At 36.6% G+C, this 26,865-nt stretch carries 19 protein-coding genes and 1 riboswitch; of the genes, 12 read left to right on the forward strand and 7 right to left on the reverse strand.

The genetic code is table 11. The features are described from left to right. Positions 1 to 157: 157 nt before the first annotated feature. The 4 genes from MHB55_RS02435 to MHB55_RS02450 form a co-directional block, all read right to left on the reverse strand. Positions 158 to 1,264 (reverse strand): 5-methyltetrahydropteroyltriglutamate--homocysteine S-methyltransferase, encoded by a 1,107-nt coding sequence (locus MHB55_RS02435; RefSeq protein WP_154311629.1) that lies wholly within the window; start codon positions 1,262 to 1,264, stop codon positions 158 to 160. Beyond that, positions 1,261 to 2,445, reverse strand: a complete 1,185-nt coding sequence (gene metC, locus MHB55_RS02440) for a cystathionine beta-lyase (protein ID WP_445678243.1) — start codon at positions 2,443 to 2,445, stop codon at positions 1,261 to 1,263. The genes MHB55_RS02435 and metC overlap by 4 nt, the downstream gene beginning before the upstream one ends. A gap of 8 nt (positions 2,446 to 2,453) precedes the next feature. Then, the gene (locus MHB55_RS02445) at positions 2,454 to 3,572 is read right to left on the reverse strand and encodes a methionine biosynthesis PLP-dependent protein (protein ID WP_154311625.1); all 1,119 of its coding nucleotides are present in this window, start codon (positions 3,570 to 3,572) and stop codon (positions 2,454 to 2,456) included. A 167-nt stretch (positions 3,573 to 3,739) separates the two neighbouring features. Then, a riboswitch (SAM riboswitch) is annotated at positions 3,740 to 3,844 on the reverse strand. 69 nt (positions 3,845 to 3,913) lie between these two features. Next, a complete protein-coding gene (locus MHB55_RS02450) occupies positions 3,914 to 5,656 on the reverse strand; it encodes an ABC transporter ATP-binding protein (RefSeq protein WP_154311623.1) in 1,743 nt (580 codons plus the stop codon). 245 nt (positions 5,657 to 5,901) lie between these two features. On the opposite strand from MHB55_RS02450, the gene MHB55_RS02455 reads away from it, so the two are divergent. The 8 genes from MHB55_RS02455 to MHB55_RS02490 all read left to right on the forward strand — a co-directional run bounded on the left by MHB55_RS02455 (position 5,902) and on the right by MHB55_RS02490 (position 17,117). Then, on the forward strand, positions 5,902 to 7,326 hold the full coding sequence (locus MHB55_RS02455) for an ABC transporter permease (RefSeq protein WP_340862483.1): 1,425 nt from the start codon (positions 5,902 to 5,904) through the stop codon (positions 7,324 to 7,326). A gap of 15 nt (positions 7,327 to 7,341) precedes the next feature. Beyond that, positions 7,342 to 8,832 carry an ABC transporter permease gene (locus MHB55_RS02460; protein ID WP_340844066.1) on the forward strand — a complete coding sequence of 497 codons (1,491 nt, stop codon included), beginning with the start codon at positions 7,342 to 7,344 and terminating at the stop codon, positions 8,830 to 8,832. A 26-nt stretch (positions 8,833 to 8,858) separates the two neighbouring features. Continuing rightward, positions 8,859 to 10,673 (forward strand): ABC transporter substrate-binding protein, encoded by a 1,815-nt coding sequence (locus MHB55_RS02465; protein ID WP_340862484.1) that lies wholly within the window; start codon positions 8,859 to 8,861, stop codon positions 10,671 to 10,673. A 170-nt stretch (positions 10,674 to 10,843) separates the two neighbouring features. Further along, positions 10,844 to 11,320 (forward strand): hypothetical protein, encoded by a 477-nt coding sequence (locus MHB55_RS02470; protein ID WP_144539976.1) that lies wholly within the window; start codon positions 10,844 to 10,846, stop codon positions 11,318 to 11,320. A gap of 164 nt (positions 11,321 to 11,484) precedes the next feature. Beyond that, on the forward strand, positions 11,485 to 12,591 hold the full coding sequence (locus MHB55_RS02475) for a hypothetical protein (protein ID WP_340862485.1): 1,107 nt from the start codon (positions 11,485 to 11,487) through the stop codon (positions 12,589 to 12,591). Positions 12,592 to 12,656: 65 nt separating this feature from the next. After that, positions 12,657 to 14,486, forward strand: coding sequence for a hypothetical protein (locus MHB55_RS02480; protein WP_154311618.1), 1,830 nt, complete (start codon positions 12,657 to 12,659; stop codon positions 14,484 to 14,486). A gap of 157 nt (positions 14,487 to 14,643) precedes the next feature. Continuing rightward, positions 14,644 to 15,318, forward strand: coding sequence for a DUF2642 domain-containing protein (locus MHB55_RS02485; protein ID WP_144539972.1), 675 nt, complete (start codon positions 14,644 to 14,646; stop codon positions 15,316 to 15,318). Positions 15,319 to 15,758: 440 nt separating this feature from the next. Continuing rightward, positions 15,759 to 17,117 carry an arsenic transporter gene (locus tag MHB55_RS02490; RefSeq protein WP_144539970.1) on the forward strand — a complete coding sequence of 453 codons (1,359 nt, stop codon included), beginning with the start codon at positions 15,759 to 15,761 and terminating at the stop codon, positions 17,115 to 17,117. Positions 17,118 to 17,782: 665 nt separating this feature from the next. Here the strand turns inward: MHB55_RS02490 and MHB55_RS02495 are convergent. Next, complete coding sequence (locus tag MHB55_RS02495; RefSeq protein WP_144539968.1) at positions 17,783 to 17,980, reverse strand: C4-dicarboxylate ABC transporter; 198 nt, start codon at positions 17,978 to 17,980, stop codon at positions 17,783 to 17,785. A 225-nt stretch (positions 17,981 to 18,205) separates the two neighbouring features. Next, a complete protein-coding gene (locus MHB55_RS02500) occupies positions 18,206 to 19,003 on the reverse strand; it encodes a TIGR00266 family protein (RefSeq protein WP_144539966.1) in 798 nt (265 codons plus the stop codon). A 169-nt stretch (positions 19,004 to 19,172) separates the two neighbouring features. On the opposite strand from MHB55_RS02500, the gene MHB55_RS02505 reads away from it, so the two are divergent. The 3 genes from MHB55_RS02505 to MHB55_RS02515 are packed head-to-tail and all read left to right on the forward strand — an operon-like array spanning position 19,173 to position 23,014. Next, a complete protein-coding gene (locus MHB55_RS02505; RefSeq protein ID WP_154311614.1) occupies positions 19,173 to 20,648 on the forward strand; it encodes an aldehyde dehydrogenase family protein in 1,476 nt (491 codons plus the stop codon). A gap of 13 nt (positions 20,649 to 20,661) precedes the next feature. Next, positions 20,662 to 21,831 (forward strand): saccharopine dehydrogenase family protein, encoded by a 1,170-nt coding sequence (locus tag MHB55_RS02510; RefSeq protein WP_144539962.1) that lies wholly within the window; start codon positions 20,662 to 20,664, stop codon positions 21,829 to 21,831. After that, positions 21,821 to 23,014: an acyl-CoA dehydrogenase family protein gene (locus tag MHB55_RS02515; protein ID WP_154311612.1), complete on the forward strand. Its 1,194-nt coding sequence runs from the start codon at positions 21,821 to 21,823 to the stop codon at positions 23,012 to 23,014. Before MHB55_RS02510 ends, MHB55_RS02515 begins: the two co-directional genes overlap by 11 nt. Before the next feature lie 64 nt (positions 23,015 to 23,078). On the opposite strand, the gene MHB55_RS02520 is transcribed toward MHB55_RS02515, so the two are convergent. Then, entirely contained in the window at positions 23,079 to 24,395 is a 1,317-nt protein-coding gene (locus MHB55_RS02520) for a short-chain fatty acid transporter (protein ID WP_144539958.1), read from the reverse strand. Positions 24,396 to 24,573: 178 nt separating this feature from the next. Between MHB55_RS02520 and MHB55_RS02525 the strand changes: the two genes are divergently transcribed. Continuing rightward, positions 24,574 to 26,679: a beta-propeller domain-containing protein gene (locus MHB55_RS02525; RefSeq protein ID WP_154311610.1), complete on the forward strand. Its 2,106-nt coding sequence runs from the start codon at positions 24,574 to 24,576 to the stop codon at positions 26,677 to 26,679. Positions 26,680 to 26,865 lie beyond the last annotated feature (186 nt).

A 26,865-nucleotide genomic window follows, 5' to 3' on the forward strand; every position in this document is an offset into this window, starting at 1 on the left:
ACATTCCTCCTTAAAGAAGTTACCGTCTTACTCTATAATTACCCCAACAAATAAAGTAAAAACCTTCTTTAAGGAAGGTTCATTTTAGTTAAAGAGGTTAGCCGGACTTTAGTCCAACCAACCTCGCTTAATTTTTTGGTTATCCACATGTGGATACTTATTTCCAAACATCCTGTGCTATTTTCACCACATGGCGAATTTTCGCCCATTGTTCATCTTCTGTTAATAAGTTGCCTTCCTCGGTAGAGGAGAACCCACATTGAGGGCTCAAGCAAAGCTGTTCAATTGGTACGTATTTGGATGCCTCTTCTATTCTAGCTTTAACTAAATCCTCTTCCTCGAGTTCGCCGTGCTTAGAGGTGATCAGCCCTAACACGATGTAAAGGTCTTTTCTGTTAACATGACGCAATGGCTCAAAGCCACCTGAACGATCATCATCAAATTCTAAAAATAATCCATCCACATCTAATCCACCGAATATAGTTTCTGATACTAATTCATAGCTGCCGCTCGTAATATACGTGGAGCGGAAATTTCCTCGACAAATATGCATTGTCACTAGCATATCGGCAGGTCTTTTTGAAATAGACTCATTAATAGCTCGTGCAGAAAAGGACAAGGCTTGCTCTAATGACAATCCTTTGTCTTTCAAAGAAGCAATTCCTTCCTCGGAAAAGGAGGTTGCCCAGGAAGTATCATCGATTTGTAGATAACGACAGCCTTCATCGTATAATGCTTGGATAAAACCTTGATAAGCTGTGATCAAGTCGGCTAATATTTCCTCATCGTTGTTATACACACCTTCCTCAAATGCTGCTCTATAATAAAGCATATTCGGGCTTGGGATAGTGAATTTTACTACAGCATCACCTGCAACTTCTTTTAAGAACTTGAAATGCTCTATCATATAGTGAGTGCTAAAGCCAATTTTTCCTGTTACTTTAATGCCATGAGCTTTTGTTTGGACTCCCTTAAAAGACAAGCCTTTATCGGGTTCATAAAACTCTACACCATCTAGTCCTCCTAAGAAATCGAAATGCCACCATTTACGACGGAATTCGCCGTCTGTAATGGAAAGTAACCCAGCTTCTTTCTGTTTTTCAACCAGTTTAATAATTTCTTCATTTTCAATCTGAGTTAGCAGCTCTAAAGTTATCTCTTTCTCTTCAAATTGAGCTCGCGCTTTTTTTAAGCGTTCTGGTCTTAAGAAACTTCCTACATGATCTGCTTTGAAGGGTGCTTTTACTAGTAATTGATTGGTCATATTAAACTCCTACTTTCTTTATAATGTGTAGTAACTATTTCCAATGATTGTTCAAAGTCTGCTAACAGGTCATCCACATGTTCAAGCCCAACCGAAAAGCGAAGCAGTCCATTAGTAATTCCACGCTTTTCTCGTTCCTCCTTAGGCATTGCTGCATGGGACATAGTAGCGGGGTGGGAGAGAATAGATTCTACTCCACCCAAACTTACTGCAAAAACAGGTATTCTTAGATTTTCAACAAATATTTTTGTAGCTGCCTTGCCTGGCAAACGAAAGGAAAATATAGCACCAGAGCTGGCCGCCTGTTTTTTATGAATTTCATGTCCTGGATGAGATGATAATCCAGGATAGAAAACTTCCTCCACTAATGGGTGATTTGCTAGATAATTGACCAAACTAATAGCCGTCTCCGTAGATTTTTCGAAGCGCACACTTGTTGTTTTAATGCCCTGTATGAGTGTATAGGAATCTTGAACACCCAGTATGGCTCCAAAGGAATTTTGAAGAAAACCTAACTTGCTACCAAGCAACTCATCCTTTGTAACTGCAAGGCCGGCAATGATATCACTATGTCCAGACAAGAACTTAGTTGCACTATGCAAAACAACGTCTACACCTAATTCGAGCGGCCTTTGGTAGAGTGGTGTCATGAAGGTATTGTCTAAAAAGGTTAGACAATTATTGGCTTTAGCTATGTCTACAATACCGGCAATATCAGTTATACCTACTCTCGGATTTGAGGGAGTTTCTATATATATTAGTTTGGTATTGGACTGAATTGCCTGCTCAACAGCATCTAAATTAGAAAGGTTAACAAAAGAATGCTCTATACCAAAGCGAGGTAAAACCTCTGTCACAAAGCGAAAGGTGCCACCATAAACGTCCTCCGTCATGATTATATGGTCTCCGGCAGATAACAGCATTAAAGAGGTTGATATCGCTGCCAGACCAGAAGCGAAAGCAAATCCTCGCGTACCACCCTCTAGCTCTGCTATGGTTTTTTCTAATGCTTCTCTGGTTGGATTACCAGACCGACTATAATCAAAGGGGCCGAAGCTATCCAAACTTTCCTGATGGAAGGTAGAAGATAAATAGATTGGAACATTCACAGCACCGGTTCTTCTTTCATAATTACCTCGAGTTGAAGCAGTAATTAAACTAGTTTCAAGTTGTTGATGAATAGACTCCATTAAACAATAACCTCCTTCTCTAAAGCTACAAATACTTGCTTTAGGTCATTGATTAAATCTTCCGCTTCCTCAATACCAACAGAAAACCTTAATAAACTATTATCTACTCCCCGAGCAATCCGTTCAGATTCTGGTATATCTGCGTGTGTTTGAGTGGCAGGGTAAGTAATGAAGCTTTCCACACCACCAAGACTTTCAGCAAATATGATTAACTTTAGCTTTTCTAAAAAAGGACCTACCAGTTCGCTTCTTTGAAGACGGAAGGAGAGCATGCCACCCTTGCCTGCATAGAGAACATCTTTTATTAAATGCTGTTGCTCTAAAAATTTTACTAACTTCTTTGCGTTTGCTTCATGCTGTTTCATTCTTAGATGGAGAGTTTTTAAACCACGTATCAACAGCCATGAATCAAATGGTGAAAGGACTGCACCTGCTGCGTTATGGTTAGCCTGTAATTTCTCGCCCAATTTAATGCCTTTTGATACAACCAACCCAGCCAGTACATCATTGTGACCTCCGATATATTTAGTAGCACTATGTATGACAATGTCTGCGCCAAGTTCTATTGGCCTCTGTAAAAAAGGAGTTAAGAAGGTATTATCCACAATTAAAAGTAACTCATGCTTCTTAGCTAACTCCGCGTATAGCTGAATATCAATCTCTTGCATTAACGGATTAGTAGGTGTTTCAAGAAAGATTGCCTTCGTATTTTTGGTAATAAGAGATTCCACCTCTACGTAAGAGGTAAATTTACTATAAATAGTCCTAATATTATAGGAGTCAGAATATTGATTGAAAAGGCGATAAGTACCTCCATATAAGTCCTCTGGGGCAATCAATTCATTACCTGAACGGAAAAGGGAAAGGACCAATTGAATGGCTGCCATTCCCGAACTACAGGCAAATCCTGTATCGCCTTGCTCTAGCTTGGCTATTCCCTCCTCTAAAATAGCTCGTGTAGGGTTTTTAGTTCGAGTATAGTCATAGCCGGTAGATTGGCCAAGACCATGATGTTTATAGGCTGTGGATAAATAGATAGGAGGATTAACTGCTCCAGTTTTTGGATCACAATGATTACCTAATTGAACTAATTGTGTATTAATGTGAGTTTTGGACATTGTTATTCACCTCTTATTATTAATAGGTTCAACATTTCTAAAATAAATCACAAAGTAGACTCTAAGATAAAAAAATTCAGGATAAATATAGAATAGAAGCATTTTGCCAAATAAAAAGAGGGCTCTCTTCATAAGAAGAGAACCCCCAATATAGATTGAAGTCATTCTTCTTATCTTCAAGACAAAAATGTCTATTGGATTTAGCACCACACCTATAATGGCTGGTTGCTGAGACATCATAGGGCCAATCCCTCCGTCTCTCTTGATAAGAAATAAAAATATATAATTTTCAAAATTTAGCGATAAGTAAGTTTATCATGGGATGAATATAAATTCAAGAGTTATTTCACATTTGGAATTGCTACCCAGTGACCGGAGGAAACTTCCACAAGCTTAGATTGCTTCAATTGATATCTATCCTCTACATTTGATTCCTCCAAAAGCTTCCTTTTTTTCTTAGCTTCTACCTTAGGATCAGGAATAGGGATTGCTGCTAATAGGGATTTTGTATAAGGATGTTGTGGGTTAGAATAAAGCTCTTCACTTTCCGCAAGCTCCACAATTTTACCAGCATACATCACCGCTACCCGATCACTAATATGCTTAACCATAGATAGATCATGTGCGATGAAAAGGTAAGTTAGACCTAGTCTATGCTGTAAATCCTCTAGTAGTTCTACAATTTGTGCCTGTATAGAAACGTCTAAAGCTGATAGTGGTTCATCACAGACGATAAAGTCAGGCTCTACTGCCAGTGCTCGGGCAATGCCGATTCGTTGTCGTTGTCCACCTGAAAACTCATGTGGATAACGCATGGCATGGGAGGAATCCAACCCTACCATTTTTAGTAACTCTTCTACACGTTGTTTTCTTTCCTCTGCATTTTTGCTCAAACGATGAATATCTAATGCCTGGCCGATAATATCTAACACCTTTAAACGAGGATTTAAGGAAGAATACGGATCCTGAAAGATAATCTGCATATGTCGTCGCATCGTTTTTAATTCACTTTTACTCAAACGGTTGATGGCGATTCCCTGATAAAGCACATCTCCATCCGTAGGCTCATGTAACCGAAGAATGGACCGACCGGTAGTTGATTTTCCTGAGCCAGATTCTCCTACAAGTCCAAGGGTTTCTCCAGGTTTGATGAAGAAGCTGATATCATCCACGGCCTTCAGCACATTCCCTTTGCCTAATTGGAAATGCTGCTTTAAAGATTTGACCTCTAATAACGGCTTGCCATTTTCTAAACCAATGGAACGAAGCGGTGGTCTCTTGGGTTTCTTCCTTTCATCTAAACGAGGAAGTGCATTTAATAATTTTTTTGTATAGTCATGCTGAGGATTTTCAAATATCTTTTCAGTTGTCCCGGTTTCTACAATTTCGCCATTTTTCATAACTGCCACTCGATCGCACATACCTGCAACTACACCCAAATCATGAGTGATTAAAATAATGGAGGTGCCAAATCTTTGCTGCATATCCTTCATTAAATTCAAAATCTGAGCCTGAATGGTAACGTCTAGTGCAGTTGTCGGTTCATCTGCTATTAATAGCGTTGGCTTGCAGGCAAGTGCAATAGCGATCATAACTCTTTGGCGCATACCACCTGAAAATTCGTGAGGATACTGGTTGTAGCGCTCTTCGCTATTCTTAATGCCTACTAGCTTCAAGATTTCAACTGCTTGGTTCTTTGCCTTTTTTTTAGAAAGCTGCTGGTGCTTGATAAGACTTTCTGCAATCTGTGGGCCAATTCGAATGGTAGGGTTTAAAGATGTCATGGGATCCTGGAAAATCATACTGATGTCTCTTCCTCTAATACTCTCCATTTCCTTTTCAGTTTTTGTCTCAAGAGATTCTCCTAAAAATTCAATGGAGCCATTTTTCATGAAGGAGGGGGGAGAAGGCAGCAGGCGCATGATGGAGCGGGCAGTGACACTTTTTCCACTACCTGATTCTCCTACAATGCCAAGTGTTTCTCCTTTTCTTACTTCAAAGCTTACGCCTCGAACAGCCTCAAATTCATTGTCGTTTGTTAAAAAAGAAATCTGTAAATCTTTTACTTTTAAAATAGTTTCCATGAAAACCACCTATCTGATTAAAATCTTCAATTTATTATTTATGATTCATGCTCTTTCAGTAGAGAGCGTATATTTTAAGTAATATGAGCGGTTTCTACAAAAAAGAAGACTAAACACGCACAATTATGGCGCATTTAACCCTACGCTTAATAGAACCAAATTATTTGCGTTGACTTAATAGTAGTTCGAATCTATACTATACTATACCACTCGGATTTATACAATATAGGGAGGGGGTATTTGGTATGGGAAGAAAATCTTCTTCCAACGCACTAAGTTTGACCTATGGAAGACTACAACATCATTCTTTCTTTAGAATCTTATTATTTTTACTTGGCTTGCCAGTTCATATAATAACCTTTCTACTTTTTTACCTAAAAAAGCAGAAGGATCCTAGTTCTTCCTTAAATAGCGATCTAAAGTCTTCACTTGTGGCAAGGGGGATAAAAGAGGAGCTATACGAGGAGTTTAAGGAGCAGTATGAACGAAAGCATGCCTTTTTTAATGAAAAAATTAATGAAGAAAAAATGACAGTAGAAATAAATAAACTCGTGGAAGATAGAGTAGAAAAGCTTGTATACAATGAAATGAATGAAATACATGAGTTAAATGGTACTAAGCCACTCACTTATACAACATATTTTTTAGGTTTATTAGAGAATACTGCATTTCTAATTGTTTCGTTTATTCCTGGCTTACTGATGTATATTTTATTGGGTCTTTATAGTAATGCGTTTAGTAAATTTATTTTTGAAAGATTGATCATGAGTATCTTTGTTATAACAGGCGTATCGGTTTTGGTGTTCACCATTTTATATTTATCGCCTTTTGATCCAGCTGCTAACCTTTTAGGAGAAAGTGCCACTAAGGAACAGATGGCTGCGTTCAATCAAATGCATGGGTTAGACTTGCCTTATCTCAATCAGCTATGGAATACAATAAAAGGAATTGCAACCTTTGATCTAGGAGCATCCTTTACAGGTAATGAGGATGTTGCAACAAGTATTGCCAATAAGTTCCCAGTTACATTAATGATTGCAATCTTCTCTTTATTAATGGCAGTAGTAATAGCAATTCCTGTAGGAATTATATCTGCAACTAGACAAAACTCCTTCTTAGATTATGCCTTTATGTTCATTGCTTTAATTGGATTGTCCATACCAAACTTTTGGCAAGGGCTTATATTCATCTTGAACTTCTCTATTAAGCTACAATGGCTTCCTGCAACTTATAGTCCGCAAAACTGGTCATCAATTATTATGCCAGTGATTGTGCTTGGTACAGGACTTACTGCTTCAGTAGCTAGGATGACTCGTTCCTCCGTATTAGAAATTATAAATGAGGATTATATTATCACTGCAAAAGCAAAAGGCTTAAACCAACGCCAAGTGCTTTGGAAACACGCCATTGGAAATGCAATGATTCCGATTGTCACTGTTATCGGCTTACTGTTTGGTGGAATGCTTGGAGGAGCGGCTGTAACAGAGAAGGTATTCAATATTAGCGGGATTGGTAGCTATATTGTCGATAAACAATTTATCCCCGATATACCGGCTATTATGGGTGGAGTAATCTATATTGCAATAACCATTTCCTTGGTTAATGTGCTCATCGATATTTTATATGCGTTTTTTGATCCGCGTATAAAATCTAAGATGAAGCAATTGTAAGAAGTAGGTGTAAAAGTGGTAACTAAAAAACAACATGCATTAAAGCTGTCACGAGAATATACACAGGCGAACTTTGCAGGAGTACTTTCTCTTCTAGTAACTATAGTTTTATTATTTAATAGTTTTGATTTTGATATGGGCACGATTAAGCCGATTGCTTGTAGTATTTTTGCTGTGTATGCCTTTTTCACAGCACTTCAATTTTTTATTATCTGGAGAATGAGGCGAGAGCTTTTGAATCTAGGACATTTAAAATCATCTACAAGAAGGCTTGGCTATGTACAAATAATTGCGATATTAACTGCTAATATCTTTGTATCCTCGTTTGGTTTTAACTTGATAAAAGAAAAGAAAACACCGGAATATACATTTAGCATTTGGATGATTTTCACCCAGCTGTTTATCCTAGTTATTTCTGCATTTAATCTTTTTAAACCATATGTGTCAGACACTTTTTTAACCTCAATAGGTATTTTAATCGTTATTTTAGTTCTTCAAGTATTTACTTTGATAGCTGTTGCCAAGTATGTCAGAGATGAAGGGGCACCAGGGTGGATGCAAGGCCTAGCCATTGTATTAATCATTACGTCTCTAACGGGTAATATTTTTAACTTTGTGCTTGGTATTAGTTTAATCATTAAAACCCGAAGTAACAGTCTTTCACGCATAGTGAAGTGGAATACGATGTGGGATAAAATCACTCGTAATTCTACTGCTATATTAGGAATGTTTTTTATCGTTCTTATGTTCGCTTTGTCTGTAACTAGCAGGTTTACGTTTGACTATGATTTTGCAGTAGAGAACAACTATGAGGCATTGCTCCAGCCGCCAAGCTTGGAGTATCCATTTGGTACAGATAATTACGGAAGAGATTTATTTTCTCGAATTATTTTCGGGGCAAGAATATCCCTAATAGTGGGCTTTGCTTCGACCCTAATTCCATTCGTGGTTGGAGGAGCATTAGGAGCGTTGGCAGGCTATTATAGCAAGCGTACAGATAACATCATTATGCGTTTGCTAGATATCTTGTACGCAATACCAGGAATATTACTAGCCATCGCTATTATTGCAGCATTTGGAGCAAATACTACGAATCTTATACTAGCTTTAAGTGTTGGTTCGATTCCGACTTATGCCCGAACAATGCGAGCTAATGTAATGATGGTATCGAACTACGAATATGTAGACTCGGCTCGAGCTTTAGGAGCTTCCAATCTATCAATCATCTTTAAGCAAATTGTTCCCAATTCACTTGCACCTATGATCGTCAAAGCTACACTGACGATAGGCACAGCAGTAATTGCAACAAGCAGCTTGAGCTTTTTAGGTCTTGGAGTAGAACCCCATATACCAGAATGGGGCAATATTTTAAAGATAGGCAGTACTTATTTAGAGTCCAATTCCTATTTGGCGATTATACCGGGTTTAGCAATTATAGGACTCGTATTATCTTTCAACTTTTTAGGTGACGGACTTAGAGATGCATTCGATCCGAGAATGGATTAAAGCAAGCTCAACAAGGAGGAAAAAATATGAAGAACACAAAAGGATTATTAGCTTTATTGTTTACTCTAGTTTTAGTATTGGCGGGCTGTGTTAATACTAAATCAGATCTTGATAAAGCAACTGACAAATCCGATTCCAAAACAGAGCAAGGTGACGTTGTAATTGAATTATTAGGCATGAGTTCTAGTGAAGCGGATATGAACATTGTACGCGACCAATTAATTAAAAACGGCTTTGAAGTAAAACTAAACATACAACCTGATTACGGTAGTTTTACAGCTCAAAAAGATGCTGGAAACTATGATTTGGCATTATCAAGCTGGACGACAGTTACGGGTAACCCAGATTATGCAGTACGTGCATTATTTAAATCAGATGGCGATAACAGTATTATGTCTGATAAGAAAATTGATGAATTAATTGAAAGAGCAAGTACAGAAACACCGGAAGAATACACAAAAACGTATAAAGAATTTGAAGAACTTCTAGTTTTAGAAAAAGCTTATATTGCACCTTTATATAACTCTTTCAAAGCGCAAGGAGTAAACAAAGAAGTGTTGAATGAAGATACAGTAAGACTAGCTAAATCTCGTGCAATAGCATGGGAGACAATTGACTTTACAGACACTTCTAAAAGAAACTCTGAACCATTGGTTATGCAACAAGGTATTGCATCCTTAACTTCTTTAGATCCTATCAAAGGCAATGACGGTTCTATCAATACATTGAATACAAATATGTATGTCCGTTTAGTTAACTTAACAGATGATGATAAAGTAGTTTCTGATGGATCTCTATCATTGAATCATGCGATAGCAGATGGCAACAAAGATTATTATTTCTTACTAAGAGATGATATTAACTTCGCTGCAGTAACAGATAAAAAAGCAGTAGACACTGGTGAACGCGTGGGTGCAGAGGATGTTGTATTCTCATTAAACCGTGCAAAAGACAGCAAATCAGTTCCAGATCACCGCACATACAGCTTACATGAAAGCATGGAAAATATAGAAATCGTTACAGATCTTTCAGAACTTGATGTGAAGCAATCCGGAAGCGAGACTTCTGTAAAAGAAGCTTTAGAAAAAGGTGTGGATTCTGGCATTAACGAATTAGTGTCAAATAAAACAGAAGCTGATGCAGCTGCTGGAAAATACCAAGTAGTAAAAATTACTACTACGAATCCATTCCCGCAAGTTTTAAACTACCTGGCTCACCAATCAGCAGGTATTGTTTCTCAGAAACAAGTAGAAAGCATTAACACGTATGAAGTAGATTCATTTGATGTAAAAACAGATATTCCTTATGGGGATCAGAATACTGTAACGGAAGGCTCTTCTTATAACAATACTTTATATGCAAGTGGTCCTTATATTCTGACTTACAAAAATGATTACGAAGCAGTATTCATGAAAAACCCAGCCTATATGCCAGGTACAGAAAATGAGGCGAAAATTACAAATGTGACCGTACGCTTTATCGCGGATGCTGACAGTGCATTATCAGCTCTTCGCAATGGCGAAATTCATATATTTAATGGAGTACCAGAAACTAAATACGATTTAGTTGAGAACGACAGCAAGCTATCCCTTCAAAAAAATGATAGTAATGCAGTAAGTTACTTGTTATTTAATACGAAGGATCGTGAAGTTGCGAAAAGTGAATCCTTACGTAAAGCAGTTTTATATTCCATTAACCAAGATGAAATATTGAATTACTACCAAGGCAACAAGAAAAAAGCCGTGTCCACTGTAAGTCCTCTTGTGGAAACAGGAAACGAATTAAAAGCTGATACAGATAAAGTCAAAGAGTACTTAAATGAATTTAAACAAGGTAAGTAAAAGTTAAAAATACGTTAAAAGCTCAGCAAAGAGAGGAACCCCTCCTTGCTGAGCTTTTTTATGTCGAATTTTATGAGAGACATTAAATATAAAAGTGGGCGTATGTCTATTACAAGACATTCAGCTTATACATATGAATATTAAGATAAATAAAAAGGAGGCTAGAAGAATTGGATATTAAAATGTTACACTCCCTTGTTGATAACATCATAAAAATAGACAGAGGTGGTCCAGAATCCAGGGAAGGAAGGCTAATTGCGGTAGGAGGAGACTACATCGCGTTGTTAACTGAAAACGAAGGTGTTGTATATTATAGAACTCATCACATAAAAAGTTTAACTTCAAATACAAAAAACGATTCGCAATTTGATTTTCAAGTTCCTGAAGATTTTAGATTTATTCAAGCAGAGGATTTTAAGGGAGTTTTAGAAAGCTTAAAATACCATTGGGTACAAATTAATCGTGGAGGACCAGAAAAGCTAGAAGGCATTGTCGATCAAGTAAACGATAATTTTGTAACCATTATAGCGAAAGAAGAAGTTATCAGAATTTCTATGTTCCATATTAGAAACGTTAGTTACGAAGTAAAAGATCGTAAAAACAAGGACTCTAATGAAAAAAAAACTGAGGATAATACAAAGTCCTAAGTAAATATATAAAAATTTATTCGTCGTTTCTGATTTCTAGAATCGGCGAATTTTAAAAATTAAACTAATTAGCTTGGCCTATCAAGGATAGTTAGGCTTATGTCTGTTACTTAATAATCCTAAGATACATATAGATACTAGGATAATAAAAAGGGGGGAATTTTATGGAGAAAGAAATGCTGCTTTCTTTAGTAAATAGGATTATTAAGGTGGATAGAGGTGGGCCAGAATCGCGCGTAGGTAGGCTGCTTGCAGTAGGAAAGGATTATCTTACATTGCACACTAAAGAGGATGGAATCATTTACTATAATAGACATCACGTGAAGAGTTTGACACATAACGCTAAAAAATCTGTGGATTTAGAAGTGGAAACAGAGGAATTAGATTTTATACAAGCGAGAGATTTTCAAGATATTTTAGAGTGTCTGAGATATAAATGGGTCAAAGTTAATCGCGGTGGACCAGAATCATTAGAAGGTGTATTGGAAGGCGTTAATAATGAATTTGTAACTATAATTTCAAACGAAGAAGTAATTCGGGTTTCCTTGTTCCATATGCGTAACATTAGCCAAATTTCTACATGTGGAAAATCCAAAGAAGATAAAAAAGAAAAGTCCAAAGAAAAAGATAAAGATGAACATTGTAAAGATAAAAAAAATAGTAGCGACAAAGGAAATAAAGAAAGTAAAGAAAAGAAAGAAAATAATGAAGACAAAGCCAATACCGTAAATGAACAGAGTCACAATGATAAAGCAAACAAAGAAGATAAATCAAATAAAGAAGACAAAGAAAAACACGAAGATAAAGCAAACAAAGAAGACAAAGAAAAACACGAAGGTAAAGCAAACAAAGAAGACAAAGAAAAACGCGAAGGTAAAGCAAATAAAGAAGACAAAGAAAAAAACAAAGAAGACAAAGAAAAACACGAAGGTAAAGCAAACAAAGAAGACAAAGAAAAACACGAAGGTAAAGCAAATAAAGAAGACAAAGAAAAACACGAAAGTAAAGCAAGCAAAGAAGACAAAGAAAAACACGAAGGTAAAGCAAACAAAGAAGACAAAGAAAAACACGAAGGTAAAGCAAACAAAGAAGACAAAGAAAAACACGAAGGTAAAGCAAACAAAGAAGACAAAGAAAAACGCGAAGAAAAAGCAAACAAGGAAGAGAAAGCAAAACACGAAGATAAGCACCAAAAAGGTGAAAAGCCTAAGCACGAAGTGGAAATAAATGAAGCAAATATCAATCATGAAGTAAAAAATGAAAATGAATAGATGACCATGCGTTCGTCGTTTCTGTAATTCAGAGTCGACGAATGTTTTAAAAGGAGGCGCTACCAATGCAGTCTAAAAAAATTGAAGAAGCTTTAAGCGCCCTAAAACGTAACAAAGTTGGTTTGTTTCTTAAGGGCGATCAATTTATTGAGGGAATCTTGTTGAATGTCAAAAACGATTACCTGATCTGTGAAATAACTAATAACGTCTACTATATCTCCCTACATCATATTCTTGCTTTTTCAAAAAATGCTAAGGATAATTTTATTTCCTCTGAAGCGGTACCCTATCTTAACAGTAACTATTTCACGAATACATTAATAGGAATGAAATACAACTGGGTTAAGATTAATAGTTTCAGTAATCAGCAACTAATAGGAGTCTTAAGCAAAATCTATAAAGATTATATCGTATTAGTAAATGATGAAAATCTAATTTATGTGCCACACTCGAGCATATCAAGTGTCTTTAGCAAGATTACTGAAAAACAGATTAGTTTATTTAATAGTAAGGAACATCTTTATGTTGAGCAATCATATATACCTCTTGTTAATAATAGTAGGGCACAGGAAGTGATTAAGATTGATAAACATAATAATAAGCGGGATACAGAAAAACAAAATCTGCAAGAGGGAACATCTGTGAGGCCTATTTTAGGGATAGGCAATTTGGAAGAGAACTTAGAAGAAGCTGTGAACAATACGTTGATGGAACAACTAACAAAAATTGAAATTCTAAATAGTACCGACCAAGAGGAAGGTCCGACTGATTTTGTTCTGGAAGAGAACTTAGAAGAAGTTGTGGACAATACGTTGACGGAACAACTAACAGAAATTGAGATTCTAAATAGTACCGACCAAGAGGAAGGTCCGACTGATTTTGTTCTGGAAGAGAACTTAGAAGAAGCTGTGAACAATACGTTGATGGAACAGCTAACAGAAATTGAGATTCTAAATAGTATCCACCAAGAGGAAGGTCTGACTGATTTTGTTTTGGAAGAGAACTTAGAAGAAACTGTGACGCTAACGGAACAACTAACAAAAATTGAAATTTTGGAGAGAGCCGACCAAGAGGAAGATCCAAATGACTTTAATATAGAAGAAAAACAAGAAGAAGCAACTGATATTGCAAATATAGATCATAAAATTGTAAAAGAAAATACAGTTAGAGCTAATGAAGAGGAAGATTCATTTGTTTATAAAAAAGTTAGGATGCCAAAGTTCAATGACTCGTTACAGCCTAATAGACAAGGTGTACAGCCTATAAGAGAACGATTTTTACGCGCAGCAAATCCCGATAATATTATAAACGAAAGTAAAACTCTTAATAGCGTAGAGCCTATAATGGAAACTAATTTAGAAGAAAATATAACCTCCAAAAAATCCCTGCCTTTTAGATTTATAAAAGCTGAGTCCCAAACTATACATTCCCCAGAAACTGCTGAAGAAAATGATGTATTAATACCAGAAGTAAAAGAAAACGAAAAAGAACAGGACCTGAACGACTTTAATAACTTATTTTATTTTAGGCGTAAAAGGAAAAAAAAAATAAAATTAAAAATGAAAAAAACTAATTTCTCCAATGAAAATCTTGAGCACGAAATAATAACTGTACCTGAAACCTCAATTATAAAGTTAAACCCAAAAGAAGAAAGAGCAATTTTAGAAAAACAGTATTATTCTTTAATGAATCATGCAACCAATATGTATGAGCGTCTTCAAAATATAGAATCTGATGCTTTTGAAAAGTATGGGCAAGAAGAAAGCAACCAAAAAGTAATCTACGGAAAACAAACGGAAGACTTCATGTTGGAAAGACAGTATTATGCTTTAATGGAATTTTCGAAAAAGAGATACCAGCAAATAATCGAAGAAAGACTAGGAAATAGAGCCTGACAGGCAACGACAGGAATAAGTAGCGTTTAATAAACGAGGCTCTCCAAATGACTAATGGTGATGAAATATATGAGTTTATGTAACTTACCCTTAAATTTCTCTAAGCTTAAATGTATGATTTTGCTATTTAGATAATAACTAGAAAGGAGGGTTAACCTTGAATAATATTATTCAAAATCTTATAACAGAAGTTGTCGAAATAGAGGTTTCAGGGAAAAAAATGATGAATGGTACGCTCGTAGATTCAGGAAGTGATCTGGTTGTCCTTTTTAATGGGATAGATTTTGTATACATTTCTTTAGAACATATACAGCGTTTTGAAGTAAATATTAATGAAGATGATATTATGGCTCCTACACACGCTCCAACTATCTCTACAGTTGAAGAGGAAAAAGATCTTTCTTTTAGAGAGATTCTTACTCAAGCTAAAGGAAATTACGTTGAGCTGTATGTAACAGATGGACCGCCTATTCATGGATATATTTTAAGTTTGATGGACGATTATATTGAATTCTATTCCCCTGTTTATAAAATAGTATATGTTTCCCTCCGTCACTTAAAGGTGCTTATACCCTACGCTGAAAACGAAAGTCCCTACGGTAAAAACTTTCATAATAGCCTAGTGCAATCGAGTAGGCAGATATTAGCAAGCACATTTAAACAACAAATTGAAAAGTTCAAAGATAAAATTGTCGTGCTTAATGCTGGGGGGAATAAAAGTCATATAGGAAAATTAAACGAAATAGAGGAAAATTTAGTTGAAATTCATGGAGCAAAATTGCATTCGTATTATTTAAATCTAGATCATATTAAAACTTTACACCAAGTTTAAACATAATTAATGTACTTCTACTTAGAATTAAAATTTCACTTGCGAGCCTGCATAACTTCACAAATAGTTATAAATTGTAAGAATAAAACCGTCCTTTATGGCTGACGAGAAAGTATCGACAGCCTATTTTCTATTCTTGTGTATGGGGTAAAAGATAACAGACACTTTTGTGCTTTCTTTTAAATGCTGTATATGTCTTAAACAGCCCACGAGTTGCAACCTGCTCCTGCATGAACAAATTGACAAAAGTTAGTTTTTGAATAGTAAGTTGTCATTTATAAAAATGCTCAAATGTCTATTTTTTTAATAGGCGTTTTTTGTTAAAAAATATATAATTCCAAGCTATAGACAGACATCTTGCTCTTTCTAGAGAAAAGCGAATATACATATATGGAAACGGACAAACATTTATTTTTATTTCGAGAGGAAATGGTATATGCATGAGCTTTCAGATTGGAATCGCCAGTTTGGTGTTCCTAGCAACTATGATTGTCATATTTTGGAGACCAAAAGAGTTAAATGAGGCATGGCCAGCTTCAGTAGGTGCAGCAATTATTATACTTACAGGAATAGTGTCTCAGGCTGACGTTATAGATATTATTACTAAAATTGGAAGTGCCTCTTTAACCATTATCGCAACAATTGTCATGGCTATAATATTAGAAAGCTTTGGATTTTTTAATTGGGTAGCGGCTAGGCTGACAAGCTTGGCAAGGGGGTCTGGACTTCGGTTATATTGGTATATTCAATTATTATGTTTTTTGATGACATTATTATTTAATAATGATGGAAGTATATTAATTACAACTCCAATATTAATCCTGCTCTTAAAAAATCTTCGTTTAAAACCTCGTCAGCAGCTTCCTTATTTGTTAAGTGGAGCTTTAATAGCAACTGCTTCCAGTGCGCCGATTGGAGTAAGTAATATTGTAAACTTAATTGCATTAAAGATAGTTGATATGTCACTTTGGGCACATACGGCAATGATGTTCGTTCCTTCAACATTGGGTTTGTTATTCATGTCTTTCTTAATGTATATTGTCTTAAGAAAAAAACTACCGAAAACTTTACCAAATTCCTCAATGGACATAGAAGAATTCTTTTTCACTAAAAATTTTCATCCGTTCAAAGCAAAGACTTCATTTGAAACAAAACAAAAACGTTCCAAATTTATGTTGAAAATATTAGTATTTGTATTTATTATTCGATGTCTACTTTTTATTGCATCATATTTAACCATACCTATTGAGATTGTCGCAGTACTTGGATCTGCTGTACTATTGTTGTGGAGATGGTATCATTTAAGGACTAGTCCAGTTGATATACTTAAGAAGACCCCTTGGCATATACTTGTTTTTGCATTTTCAATGTATGTCATAATATACGGGTTGAATAATGTAGGATTGACATCACTATTAGTTCAATTATGTGAACCAATTGTAAATCAGGGATTGTTTCAAGCAAGTATTATCATGGGAGGATTAGTATCCGTTCTTTCTAATATATTCAATAATCATCCGGCGCTAATGATTGGAACCATTACTTTAACAGAGATGGGATTAGATCCAATTACTTTAAAGACTATTTATCTTGCGAATATTATTGGTAGCGATATGGGGGCATTATTATTACCTATCGGTACACTTGCCTCACTAATTTGGATGCATATTCTAAAAAGTAACAAGATAAAGGTCTCTTGGAAAGATTATTTAAGCGTAACATTGATAGTCGTTCCAATAACTACAATTGTAACTTTGATATTGTTATTTTTTTGGGTGCAAATAGTTTTTTCTTCTTGAGGTTGAGAAGAGTGTACGCTAAATAATAATGGGTAAGATGAGAATATACTTCTCTAACTTTACTTGAAGGGGTATGTGTCAAAGTGAAAGAATATAGCTTTTTATTCACTTTTAGTTTTCAAAATTATTATATCAATCATGCATTAAGTAAATTTATACTAAGGTAGCGGGAAAATACACAGCTAGTTTCCTGCTATACTATACATAAAAATGGAAGAGAACAATCCGAGTAAGCTGGGTTGATTACATAAATGAATAGAATCCATATCTAAAAATGTCTTGTAATCCCATCCAGGAGAATATGGAAATTAGGATAGCTAAAGATGTCATTAATATGGATTCCTTTATATGTTTGATAAGTCGGATGTTTTTTTAAAATTCAACTTATATTGTCAACATTTCTGCATTCATTTCTATAAGAATAAATAAATAGGATTTCGCTTAATGTCCAATTAATAGGGGAAGTTATTGTATGTATATGTTACTTTTGGGGTAAATGATACTGCATAACTACTATTAAATATGAACTCTAATGGAAGCAGAATATCAATTTTACTTAAAATAAAAGGCATATATGGGATTCCACACATGCCTATAAACTATTTTCTCCTAAACTGGTATTAACCAGTAACCTCTATTTAGTACTTCGGTCATTGATTCTCAAATCATATAAATTGAAGTAATAATATAATAACTCCTAATATAATTGACAGCCAGCCCAAGATTATTTGCTTATAATGATATAGTGCTACGAAACCTAATACAACGGCAGCAATTCCAAGCCAAATCGGATAGAAAAAGTAGCCGACTACCGCTAAGATAATACCTAAAAGACCAAGCCAAAATCCAAAATTATATTCCATTTATAATTCCCCCCTTCATTTCTATAAGAAATATGGTGCTTCTATTCTTATTAATTAGTATATGAAGGGAGGAGTTCAAAATTATAAGCAATATGCTGGGTTAAAATAATTATATGTTTAAAAAAGACGATCAGAATTCAAAAAGACAAGCATGCTGTAAAAACAACATTCTTGCCTTTGGGTACATATTCAAGCTTTCTTGTAATTTATGGACATCTATTTTCGTTATTTACCGCCTAAAAGATCAAACAAGCCTCCAGTAATACTACCTTCTCCCTTAGAACCACCACCAGGAGTTTGTGGAGCAGCAGCAAATACTCGGCTAGCTAGACGGCTAAACGGAAGGGATTGAATCCAAACTGTTCCAGGGCCACGTAAAGTTGCGAAGAATAATCCTTCTCCTCCAAATAGAGCAGTTTTAACGCCTTTTACCATTTCTATGTTGTAATCGACTTCTGAAGTCATAGCAACTAGACATCCAGTGTCTACTCGTAATACCTCACCCGGTTGTAAAACTTTCTGGTGAATTGTACCACCTGCATGAACAAATGCTAGACCATCTCCTTCAAGCTTTTGCATGATGAATCCCTCTCCACCAAAGAAACCGGTACCTAATTTACGTTGAAACTCTACTCCTACAGATACTCCCTTAGCAGCAGCCAAAAAAGCATCCTTTTGACAAATGATTTTTCCACGATGCTCGCTTAAATCCATTGGAATAATCTTCCCTGGATATGGAGAGGCGAAGGAAACATGTTTTTTCCCATTACCTACATTTGTAAAGGTAGTCATGAATAAACTTTCGCCGGTTAACATACGTTTACCTGCACCCATTAATTTCCCCATCAGGCCACTTCCACTGTTGCCAGAGCCGTCGCCAAAGATGGTTTCCATAGAGATTCCGTCCTCCATCATCATTAAGCTTCCTGCTTCTGCAACGACTGTTTCCTGTGGATCTAGTTCAATTTCAACAAACTGCATATCGTCACCATACAATTTGTAATCTATTTCATGATTATTCAATATATATTTCCCTCCTCATAGTAATTAAATATGTATACGAACAATAAAATAAAAGGTTTCAGCTTTTCAATTTTTCAAATTTTTTAGTTTTTTTAAAGGGTTTTAATAGAAGTTAGAGAATGTAATATTTATGAAACCGTTTTCAATTTATAAGGAAAGAGGTAGGAAAATGAAATTATCAAACTTTATTAATGGGGAATGGCAAGAGGGAGAAGCAACATATACAGCTGTATTGAACCCTGCAAATGATGAGCAGCTAGCGGAGGTAAGGATGTCTACAAAAGAAGATGTGGACAGAGCAGTCAAGGCAGCCGTCAATGCGCAAAAAAAGTGGGCACTAGTTCCGGCTCCAAAGCGAGCAGACTATCTATATGAAATTGGCAGACTAATGAAAGAAAGAAAGGAACATCTTGCCCAAGTGTTGACAAAAGAAATGGGGAAAGTCATTGAGGAAGGTCGGGGAGAAGTTCAGGAAGGCATAGACATGGCCTTTTATATGGCGGGTGAGGGAAGAAGGTTATTCGGTGAAACAACACCTTCTGAGCTAGCAGATAAATTTGCAATGAGTGTTCGAGCACCGATTGGAGTAGTGGGGCTAATAACTCCATGGAATTTTCCGGTTGCGATTGCTACGTGGAAGTCATTTCCGGCAATAGTGGCAGGAAATGCATTTATTTGGAAACCAGCTACTGAAACCCCAATGATGGCCTATGAAATGGCTAAGATATTCCAAGAAGTTGGTTTGCCGCCTGGAGTGGCAAACGTCGTTTTTGGGTCTGGATTAGAAGTAGGGACAGCAATGATTGAACATGAGGATGTCAAGGTTATTTCCTTTACTGGATCTACAGACACTGGAAGTAAGGTGGCAGAACTCGGAGGGAAACACTTGAAAAAAGTGTCCTTAGAAATGGGCGGCAAAAACGCAGTAATTGTTATGGAGGACGCAGATTTAAATCTTGCAGTAGAAGGCATTTTGTGGAGCGCGTTCGGGACAGCAGGACAACGTTGTACAGCATGCAGTAGGGTGATTGTACACAAAGATGTGAAGAAGGAATTGGAGACAATGCTTCTTGAAAGAATGGAGAAGTTGACCATAGGAGACGGCATGGATGAATCCGTTAAAGTAGGCCCAGTTATTAACAAAAATGCCCTAGAGAAAATACACTCTTATGTCCAGATAGGAAAAGAGGAGGGTGCTAATTTAGTAGTAGGTGGAGAAATTTTAGACAATGGTGATTTAGCAAAAGGGAACTATTATGCACCAACTCTATTCTCTAATGTTAAGCCCGATATGAGAATTGCTCAGGAAGAAATTTTTGGTCCGGTTGTTTCTTTAATCGAGGTTGATTCCTTAGAGGAAGCAATCGAAGTAAACAATGGTGTGAAATTTGGTTTATCTAGTTCTATTTTTTCTCGAGATGTTAATAAAATATTTAGAGCGCAGCGTGACCTTGATACGGGTATTGTCTATGTCAATGCAGGAACAACAGGGGCAGAAATTCATCTGCCGTTTGGAGGGACAAAAGGAACTGGAAATGGACACCGAGATTCCGGAGTAGCAGCGTTAGATGTTTATACAGAGTGGAAAAGTATCTATATAGATTACAGCGGTAAGTTACAGAGAGCGCAAATAGACACAGAATAAGGAGGATAATGATATGAAGGTTGCTGTATTAGGTGCAGGTTTAATGGGTAAAGAGGCTGCAAGGGATTTAATTTTGAGTCCAAATGTAGATAAAATTTATTTATGTGATTTAGATGTGGGACAGGCAAATATGTTTAAAGAGAAGATGCAAAATTCTAAGATAGAAGTATTAAGGCTAGATGCAAACGACGATGTCAATTTGATGGAGGTCATGAAAAAGGCAGATGTCGTGATTAACGCATTATTTTATTCGTTCAATGAAAAAGTGGCACGAATCGCAGTAGAGGTTGGCGTTCACTCCATCGACCTCGGTGGTCATATTGGTGGAGCGACAGATGCGGTGCTTTCGTTGGATGAAAAGGCTCGTGAAAAAGGAATAACTTTAATACCGGATCTTGGAGTTGCTCCTGGAATGATTAATATACTTACTGGCTACGGTGCAAGTAAATTAGATGAGGTGACGGATATTCACCTATACGTGGGTGGAATTCCAGTTGAGCCTGAAGGGATATTTAAATACAATATTGTTTTCTCCCTAGAAGGAGTATTCGATCATTACACAGACCCATCGCATGTAATTAGAAATGGCCAACTAGAGGAAATTGCCTCTTTAACAGAAGTTGAGCCAATTCAGTTTGAAGGTTATGAGGAGCTAGAAGCATTCCATACAGCAGGGGGTACATCCACTCTGACTAAATCATTTCCAAATGTCCAAACACTGGAGTATAAGACAATCCGATACAAGGGACACGCTGAAAAGTTTAAGTTATTAGTAGATTTAGGTCTTACTGATAAGAACAAGACGGTAAACGCTGGTGGCAATATTATCAACGTTCGAGAAGTGCTAAAAGAAGTACTTACACCTTCTCTTCTCCTTGGAGACAAAGAGGATGCAGTACTACTAAGAGTTGTTGTAAAAGGGGAAAAAGACGGTGATGAGACAATCTATACGTATGAGATGGCAACCAAAAAGGACCCTCTATCCGGTGAAACTGCTATGGCTCGCGCAACAGCAAACACTATTTCGGTCGTAGCACAAATGATTGGGAATGGTGTTATTAAAAAACCAGGAGTCTCTACACCAGAGCTGATTGTACCAGGGGAGTTATATATTAGAGAAATGGCGGCAAGAGGAGTAGAAATAAAAGAATATGTGGCAAGAGGTGAGAAGATTGAACTTTGAATTCTCAGATGAGCAGGAGCTTCTTCGTAAGACCGTTCGACAATTTGTAGATAACGAAATCATCCCTCATATCGCAAAGTGGGAGGAGCAGGGTGCGTTTGATCCTAAAATATGGAGCCGTCTTTCTGAATTGGGATTGATGGGAGTTTGTATCCCTGAGAAATACGGCGGAAGTGGTATGGACTATAATTCTCTTGCTATTGTGTGTGAAGAATTAGAAAGAGGAGACACTGCTTTTAGAACAGCTGTATCCGTTCATACGGGCTTAAACTCGATGACCTTACTGCAATGGGGAACAGAGGAACAAAAGCAGAAGTATTTGGAGCCACAAGCTAAGGGAGAAAAAATAGGTGCTTTCGGTCTTACAGAGCCTGGAGCTGGCTCCGATGTAGCTGCAATGTCTACCATAGCTGTTCGAGATGGTGATAATTATATTTTAAATGGGCAAAAAACTTGGATCTCCTTATGTGATGCGGCAGACCATTTTATCGTGTTTGCTTATACCGATAAATCTAAAAAGCATCATGGGATTAGTGCGTTCATCGTGGAACGTACAATGGAGGGCTTTTCTTCCAAGGCCATCAAAGGAAAATATGGCATTAAGTCAGGGAATACCGGGGAAATCTTCTTCGAAAACATGAAAGTGCCTAAAGAGAATCTTCTAGGAGAAGAAGGAGAAGGTTTTAAAATTGCAATGGCTTCTTTAGACAATGGTAGGTTTACAGTTGCCGCTGGGGCTGCAGGTCTATCGCTCGCGTGTCTAGAAGCCTGTGTTAAATATGCTAAGGAACGAGAAACCTTTGGGAAAGAGATTGGCAAGCATCAGCTTGTGCAACAAATGATTGCCAAAATGGAAGCCGGTCTTCAAATGAGCCGTCTGCTTGTATATCGGGTTGGAGAACTTAAGAACAAAGGGGTACGCAATACTAGAGAGACCTCCTTGGCAAAATGGCAGGCATGTGACTTTGCTAATAAGGCTGCTGACGATGCAGTTCAAATTCATGGAGCTTATGGATATTCCGATGAGTATCCGGTCGCTCGATACCTAAGAAACTCGAAGGCGCCTGTCATTTATGAAGGAACAAGAGAAATCCATACAATCATGCAGGCAGAATATGTGCTTGGCTATCGTGAAGATAAAAAGTTAAACAGAATGCTACCGAAATGGCCGTTTGAAGAATAAGAAAAGAGGATCCCATGAAAAGGGATCCTCTTTAGCATATAAGGGGAATGTATAAATAATATTTTTAGAAAAAGAACAGACCTATGCTAATAATGACACCGCTTAATAATAATACAAATACACAATAACCCATGATATCTTTTGCCTTTAACCCGGCAATTGCCAAAGCTGGTAGAGCCCAGAATGGCTGAATCATGTTCGTCCAGGCATCTCCCCAGGCAATAGCCATGGCAGTTTTTGCGTAGTCTAGGTCAAGTGCTGATGCAGCCTCCAACATAATTGGTGCTTGAACAGTCCATTGTCCTCCACCAGAAGGAATGAAGAAGTTAACTATTCCAGCAGCATAAAAAGTGAAGAGGTAAAATGTATGCTCGTTAGAAATGCTTATAAATGCTTCCGAAACAACTCCAGCTAGACCAGAAGCAACCATCATGCCCATGATGCCAGCGTAAAAAGGAAATTGAATAACGATATCTCCAACTGTACTTGCAGCATTTTTAACGGCTAATAAAAAGTTTTTTGGTGTGCCGTGACAGATGATGCCAAGCACAACGAAAATAAGATTAACAATATTTAAGTTTAAGTCAAAGCCTTTAGTAATAAAATGGTTTATCAAATAGACTAGTCCCAGTAGACCGATTAATCCGGTCAACAAATAGCTTCGTTCTAGTCTTGCGGCAGGAGTAGGTTTTTCAGTAGATTTTTCTATTACTACCTCTTCCTCTAGCAAAGAAGGGTCAATAGACAATGTATCTTCCTTGCTTGGCATCATCCATCTGTTTAAAAGAGGTACAGAAATAAATAATGCAATTACAATGATTAAATTATACCGTGTAAATAATGTCTCTGTAGTTGGTATTACGCCCATGATATCGGCAAATGGATGACCCTCGGTTGCAATAGAAAGTGGTATAGAACCAGCTAGACCACCATGCCAAATGATAAATCCTGAATATGCACTTGCAATTAATAGGCGGTAGTCTACATTTTTAACCTGCTTGGCAATTTCCTTGGCAAAAAGTGCCCCAATTACTAAACCAAACCCCCAGTTAATCCAACAGCCAATTAAAGAAACTACTGAAACTAACAAAATTGCTGAGCCTGGTGACTTAGCAATTCTAGCTAAAGAGCTCAATATTTTCTTGAAAAGCGGACTACTTGCCAGTACATGACCAGCTAACAAAACAACAACCATTTGCATAGTGAAAGATAGTAATCCCCAAAAACCATCTCCCCAATATGTTGCCATTTCCAGTGGCGTAGAATCGGTTAAGATTATCCCTAACAAAAATACTAATAGAGTTAGCATTGCAACAAATATGTATGGATCAGGTAGATATCTGACCATTAAAGTGTTTGAAAATCGAGTAAGTGCCTTCAAAATTTTTCCCCCTTTGTTTTTTTACATCCCCCTCTTAATCTATGTTATATGAAAGTAAGAAAATTCTCTATAATTCTAATAACAATATTCGACAAAAAAACAATAAATTTGTATTGTAACTATTTATAAAAAATTCAGTCTAATAGTTAAAATAAATGTAAAAGAAAGGAAGCGCGAAATGAAAAAGTGGCTAATATCCTTCATAGCAATAGGGCTTTGTTTAACGGTTAGTACTGTCTGGATTTACTTTTCCAATCAAAAGGTATCAGCGCAAAGTTATGTATTATCCAACCAAATTTTTAAGGCGGACTTTTCGAAGGCTGTCAGTAAAGACGCCTTGGAAAAAGAGGCGGTGTACTTAACGGATAAGTCGGGAAATAAGGTTAAGGCAGCTTATAAGCTGACGAATAAAGGGAAGTCCATTGAAATAACTGGACTCCAAAAAGGTAAATACACTCTTTATGTGGATGAAAAGTATAGGCTAGGAAAAAGTGAATATACATTTGAGGTCCATGAAGCATTTCCTACAGTAAAGTCTCGAGAAGAGTTAGAGGCATATTTTAAGTTAGTGATGGGATCAAGAGAAAACGTAAAACAAGAAACAGCCGAAGACATGGCGATGGAAGCAGAAACGAAATCTACTGGAAGCGGGGGTTACTCCACGACGAACAATCAAGTTGAAGGAGTAGAAGAAGCAGATATCGTCCAGACGAATGGTTCTCATGTATTTGCTATAAGTGAAAATAACGTTGTTGTTAATAGTATTGATGATGGAAAGAATATGAAAATGGAAAATAAGATACGATTTACAGATTCATTCTATCCTAGTCAACTTTTATTGAAGGGGAAAACACTTCTAGTGATTGGGCAAAAGAATGTGTATCATACTTTGGACGCTAGAGATTCTCAATCACGAATAGATCCTGCTTGGGAAAGTATGACTAGTGTTTTTCTATACGATATCTCCAACCCTAAATCTCCAAAGCTAATGAGAGAAATAGCTTCGGAGGGTTATATGAATGGGGTACGTTTAAATGGAGATATTCTTTACCTTGTTTCAACAGTAATGCCAAGATATTGGATGATGAAGGAAAACAAAGACACGGAGTTAAGGCCATTCACGTATGACTCAAAGAATAGTCAAGAAGCTGTACCTTTAGATTATCAACAAATCTCAATCTTACCTGGTTCTTTAGATGGGAATTATACCGTTATTACAGCATTAGATATTTCGAATCCTTTAGTGAATGAGGCTCAGACGAAGAGTTTTCTAGGAGGAAGTCAGCAATTATATATGTCCACAGAAAATCTTTATTTAACCTCAGTCATTTATAAGAATAGAGAGGCCGGAACAAGTAAAAAAATGATATGGAACCCTGGTGAAATGGATACCGAGGTATATAAATTTTCTCTACAGGACACCTCCGTTGAATTTGTTGATTCAGCTAAGCTCACAGGAACAATCCTTAACCAATTTTCCATGGATGAGCATAACGGTTATTTTAGAACAGTCACCACAACAGGTAATCCTTGGGACCAAAGTAATACTTCAGAAAATAATTTATTTATATTAGATAAATCCATGGAAATTGCAGGGTCTATTACAGGCTTAGCAAAAGAGGAAAGAATTTATTCGGCAAGATTTATGGGAGACAAAGCGTATATGGTAACATTCAGAGAAACAGATCCGTTGTTTGTGATTGATGTCGCTGATCCTAATAAGCCCAAAGTGCTAGGCGAATTAAAAATTCCTGGTTTCAGTAATTACCTACATCCATTAGGGGAAAACCATCTAATCGGCTTTGGCTACGAAACAACTTCTTTTGTACCAAATGGTAGCAAGGAGCCTATAATACAGACGGAAGGAATGAAGGTATCCCTTTTTGATGTTAGCGACTTTGCAAATCCAAAGGAAGTGGACACGGAGATAATTGGTGGCCAAGGGACATATTCACCTATTCAATATGATCATCATGCATTGTTCCAACATGTTGAGAAAAATCTCTATGGTTTCCCCGTGGCTATTTATGACAAACTAGAGGGGCAGGAATATAGTAGCTATAAGCAAGATGGTGCAATGATTTACGAAATAACACCGGAAGCAGGAATCATTTTAAAGGCAGAGCTGCTTACCAAAGAAAATCCAGCACAGTTATATGAAGATTGGGAATCCATGATTCAAAGAATTATTTATGCAAATGATTTCTTATATACGATTGCTTTGAAGGAAATGAAAAGCTATAACCTGAACACCTTTAAAGAAATTGGTTTACTTTCCTATTAAGCAGCAATTATAGTTAAAAGGCTGTGATACATCATCCACCATAGAAATTCAAAAGTCCCAAAAATGTAATAAATTTTTGGGGCTTTATTTTTTTCTATTACATTGAACGTCATAAACCAAGTATGTAAGGAACTACTTCCTCACTTCTTTCTATTATCTTGTAGGAACAAATATAGGCGCTAAGCT

The sequence above is a fragment of the Psychrobacillus sp. FSL K6-1267 genome (genome assembly GCF_038003265.1).
In the GTDB taxonomy this organism is placed as follows: domain Bacteria; phylum Bacillota; class Bacilli; order Bacillales_A; family Planococcaceae; genus Psychrobacillus; species Psychrobacillus faecigallinarum.

Excerpts from the sequence above, each read along its gene's own strand:
- MHB55_RS02465 (WP_340862484.1), top strand. The coding sequence starts at position 8,859 with ATGAAGAACACAAAAGGATTATTAGCTTTATTGTTTACTCTAGTTTTA.
- MHB55_RS02455 (WP_340862483.1), top strand. The coding sequence starts at position 5,902 with ATGGGAAGAAAATCTTCTTCCAACGCACTAAGTTTGACCTATGGAAGA.
- MHB55_RS02490 (WP_144539970.1), top strand. The coding sequence starts at position 15,759 with ATGAGCTTTCAGATTGGAATCGCCAGTTTGGTGTTCCTAGCAACTATG.
- MHB55_RS02505 (WP_154311614.1), top strand. The coding sequence starts at position 19,173 with ATGAAATTATCAAACTTTATTAATGGGGAATGGCAAGAGGGAGAAGCA.
- MHB55_RS02525 (WP_154311610.1), top strand. The coding sequence starts at position 24,574 with ATGAAAAAGTGGCTAATATCCTTCATAGCAATAGGGCTTTGTTTAACG.
- MHB55_RS02450 (WP_154311623.1), bottom strand. The coding sequence starts at position 5,656 with ATGGAAACTATTTTAAAAGTAAAAGATTTACAGATTTCTTTTTTAACA.
- MHB55_RS02480 (WP_154311618.1), top strand. The coding sequence starts at position 12,657 with ATGCAGTCTAAAAAAATTGAAGAAGCTTTAAGCGCCCTAAAACGTAAC.
- MHB55_RS02475 (WP_340862485.1), top strand. The coding sequence starts at position 11,485 with ATGGAGAAAGAAATGCTGCTTTCTTTAGTAAATAGGATTATTAAGGTG.
- MHB55_RS02495 (WP_144539968.1), bottom strand. The coding sequence starts at position 17,980 with ATGGAATATAATTTTGGATTTTGGCTTGGTCTTTTAGGTATTATCTTA.
- MHB55_RS02445 (WP_154311625.1), bottom strand. The coding sequence starts at position 3,572 with ATGTCCAAAACTCACATTAATACACAATTAGTTCAATTAGGTAATCAT.
- MHB55_RS02510 (WP_144539962.1), top strand. The coding sequence starts at position 20,662 with ATGAAGGTTGCTGTATTAGGTGCAGGTTTAATGGGTAAAGAGGCTGCA.
- MHB55_RS02435 (WP_154311629.1), bottom strand. The coding sequence starts at position 1,264 with ATGACCAATCAATTACTAGTAAAAGCACCCTTCAAAGCAGATCATGTA.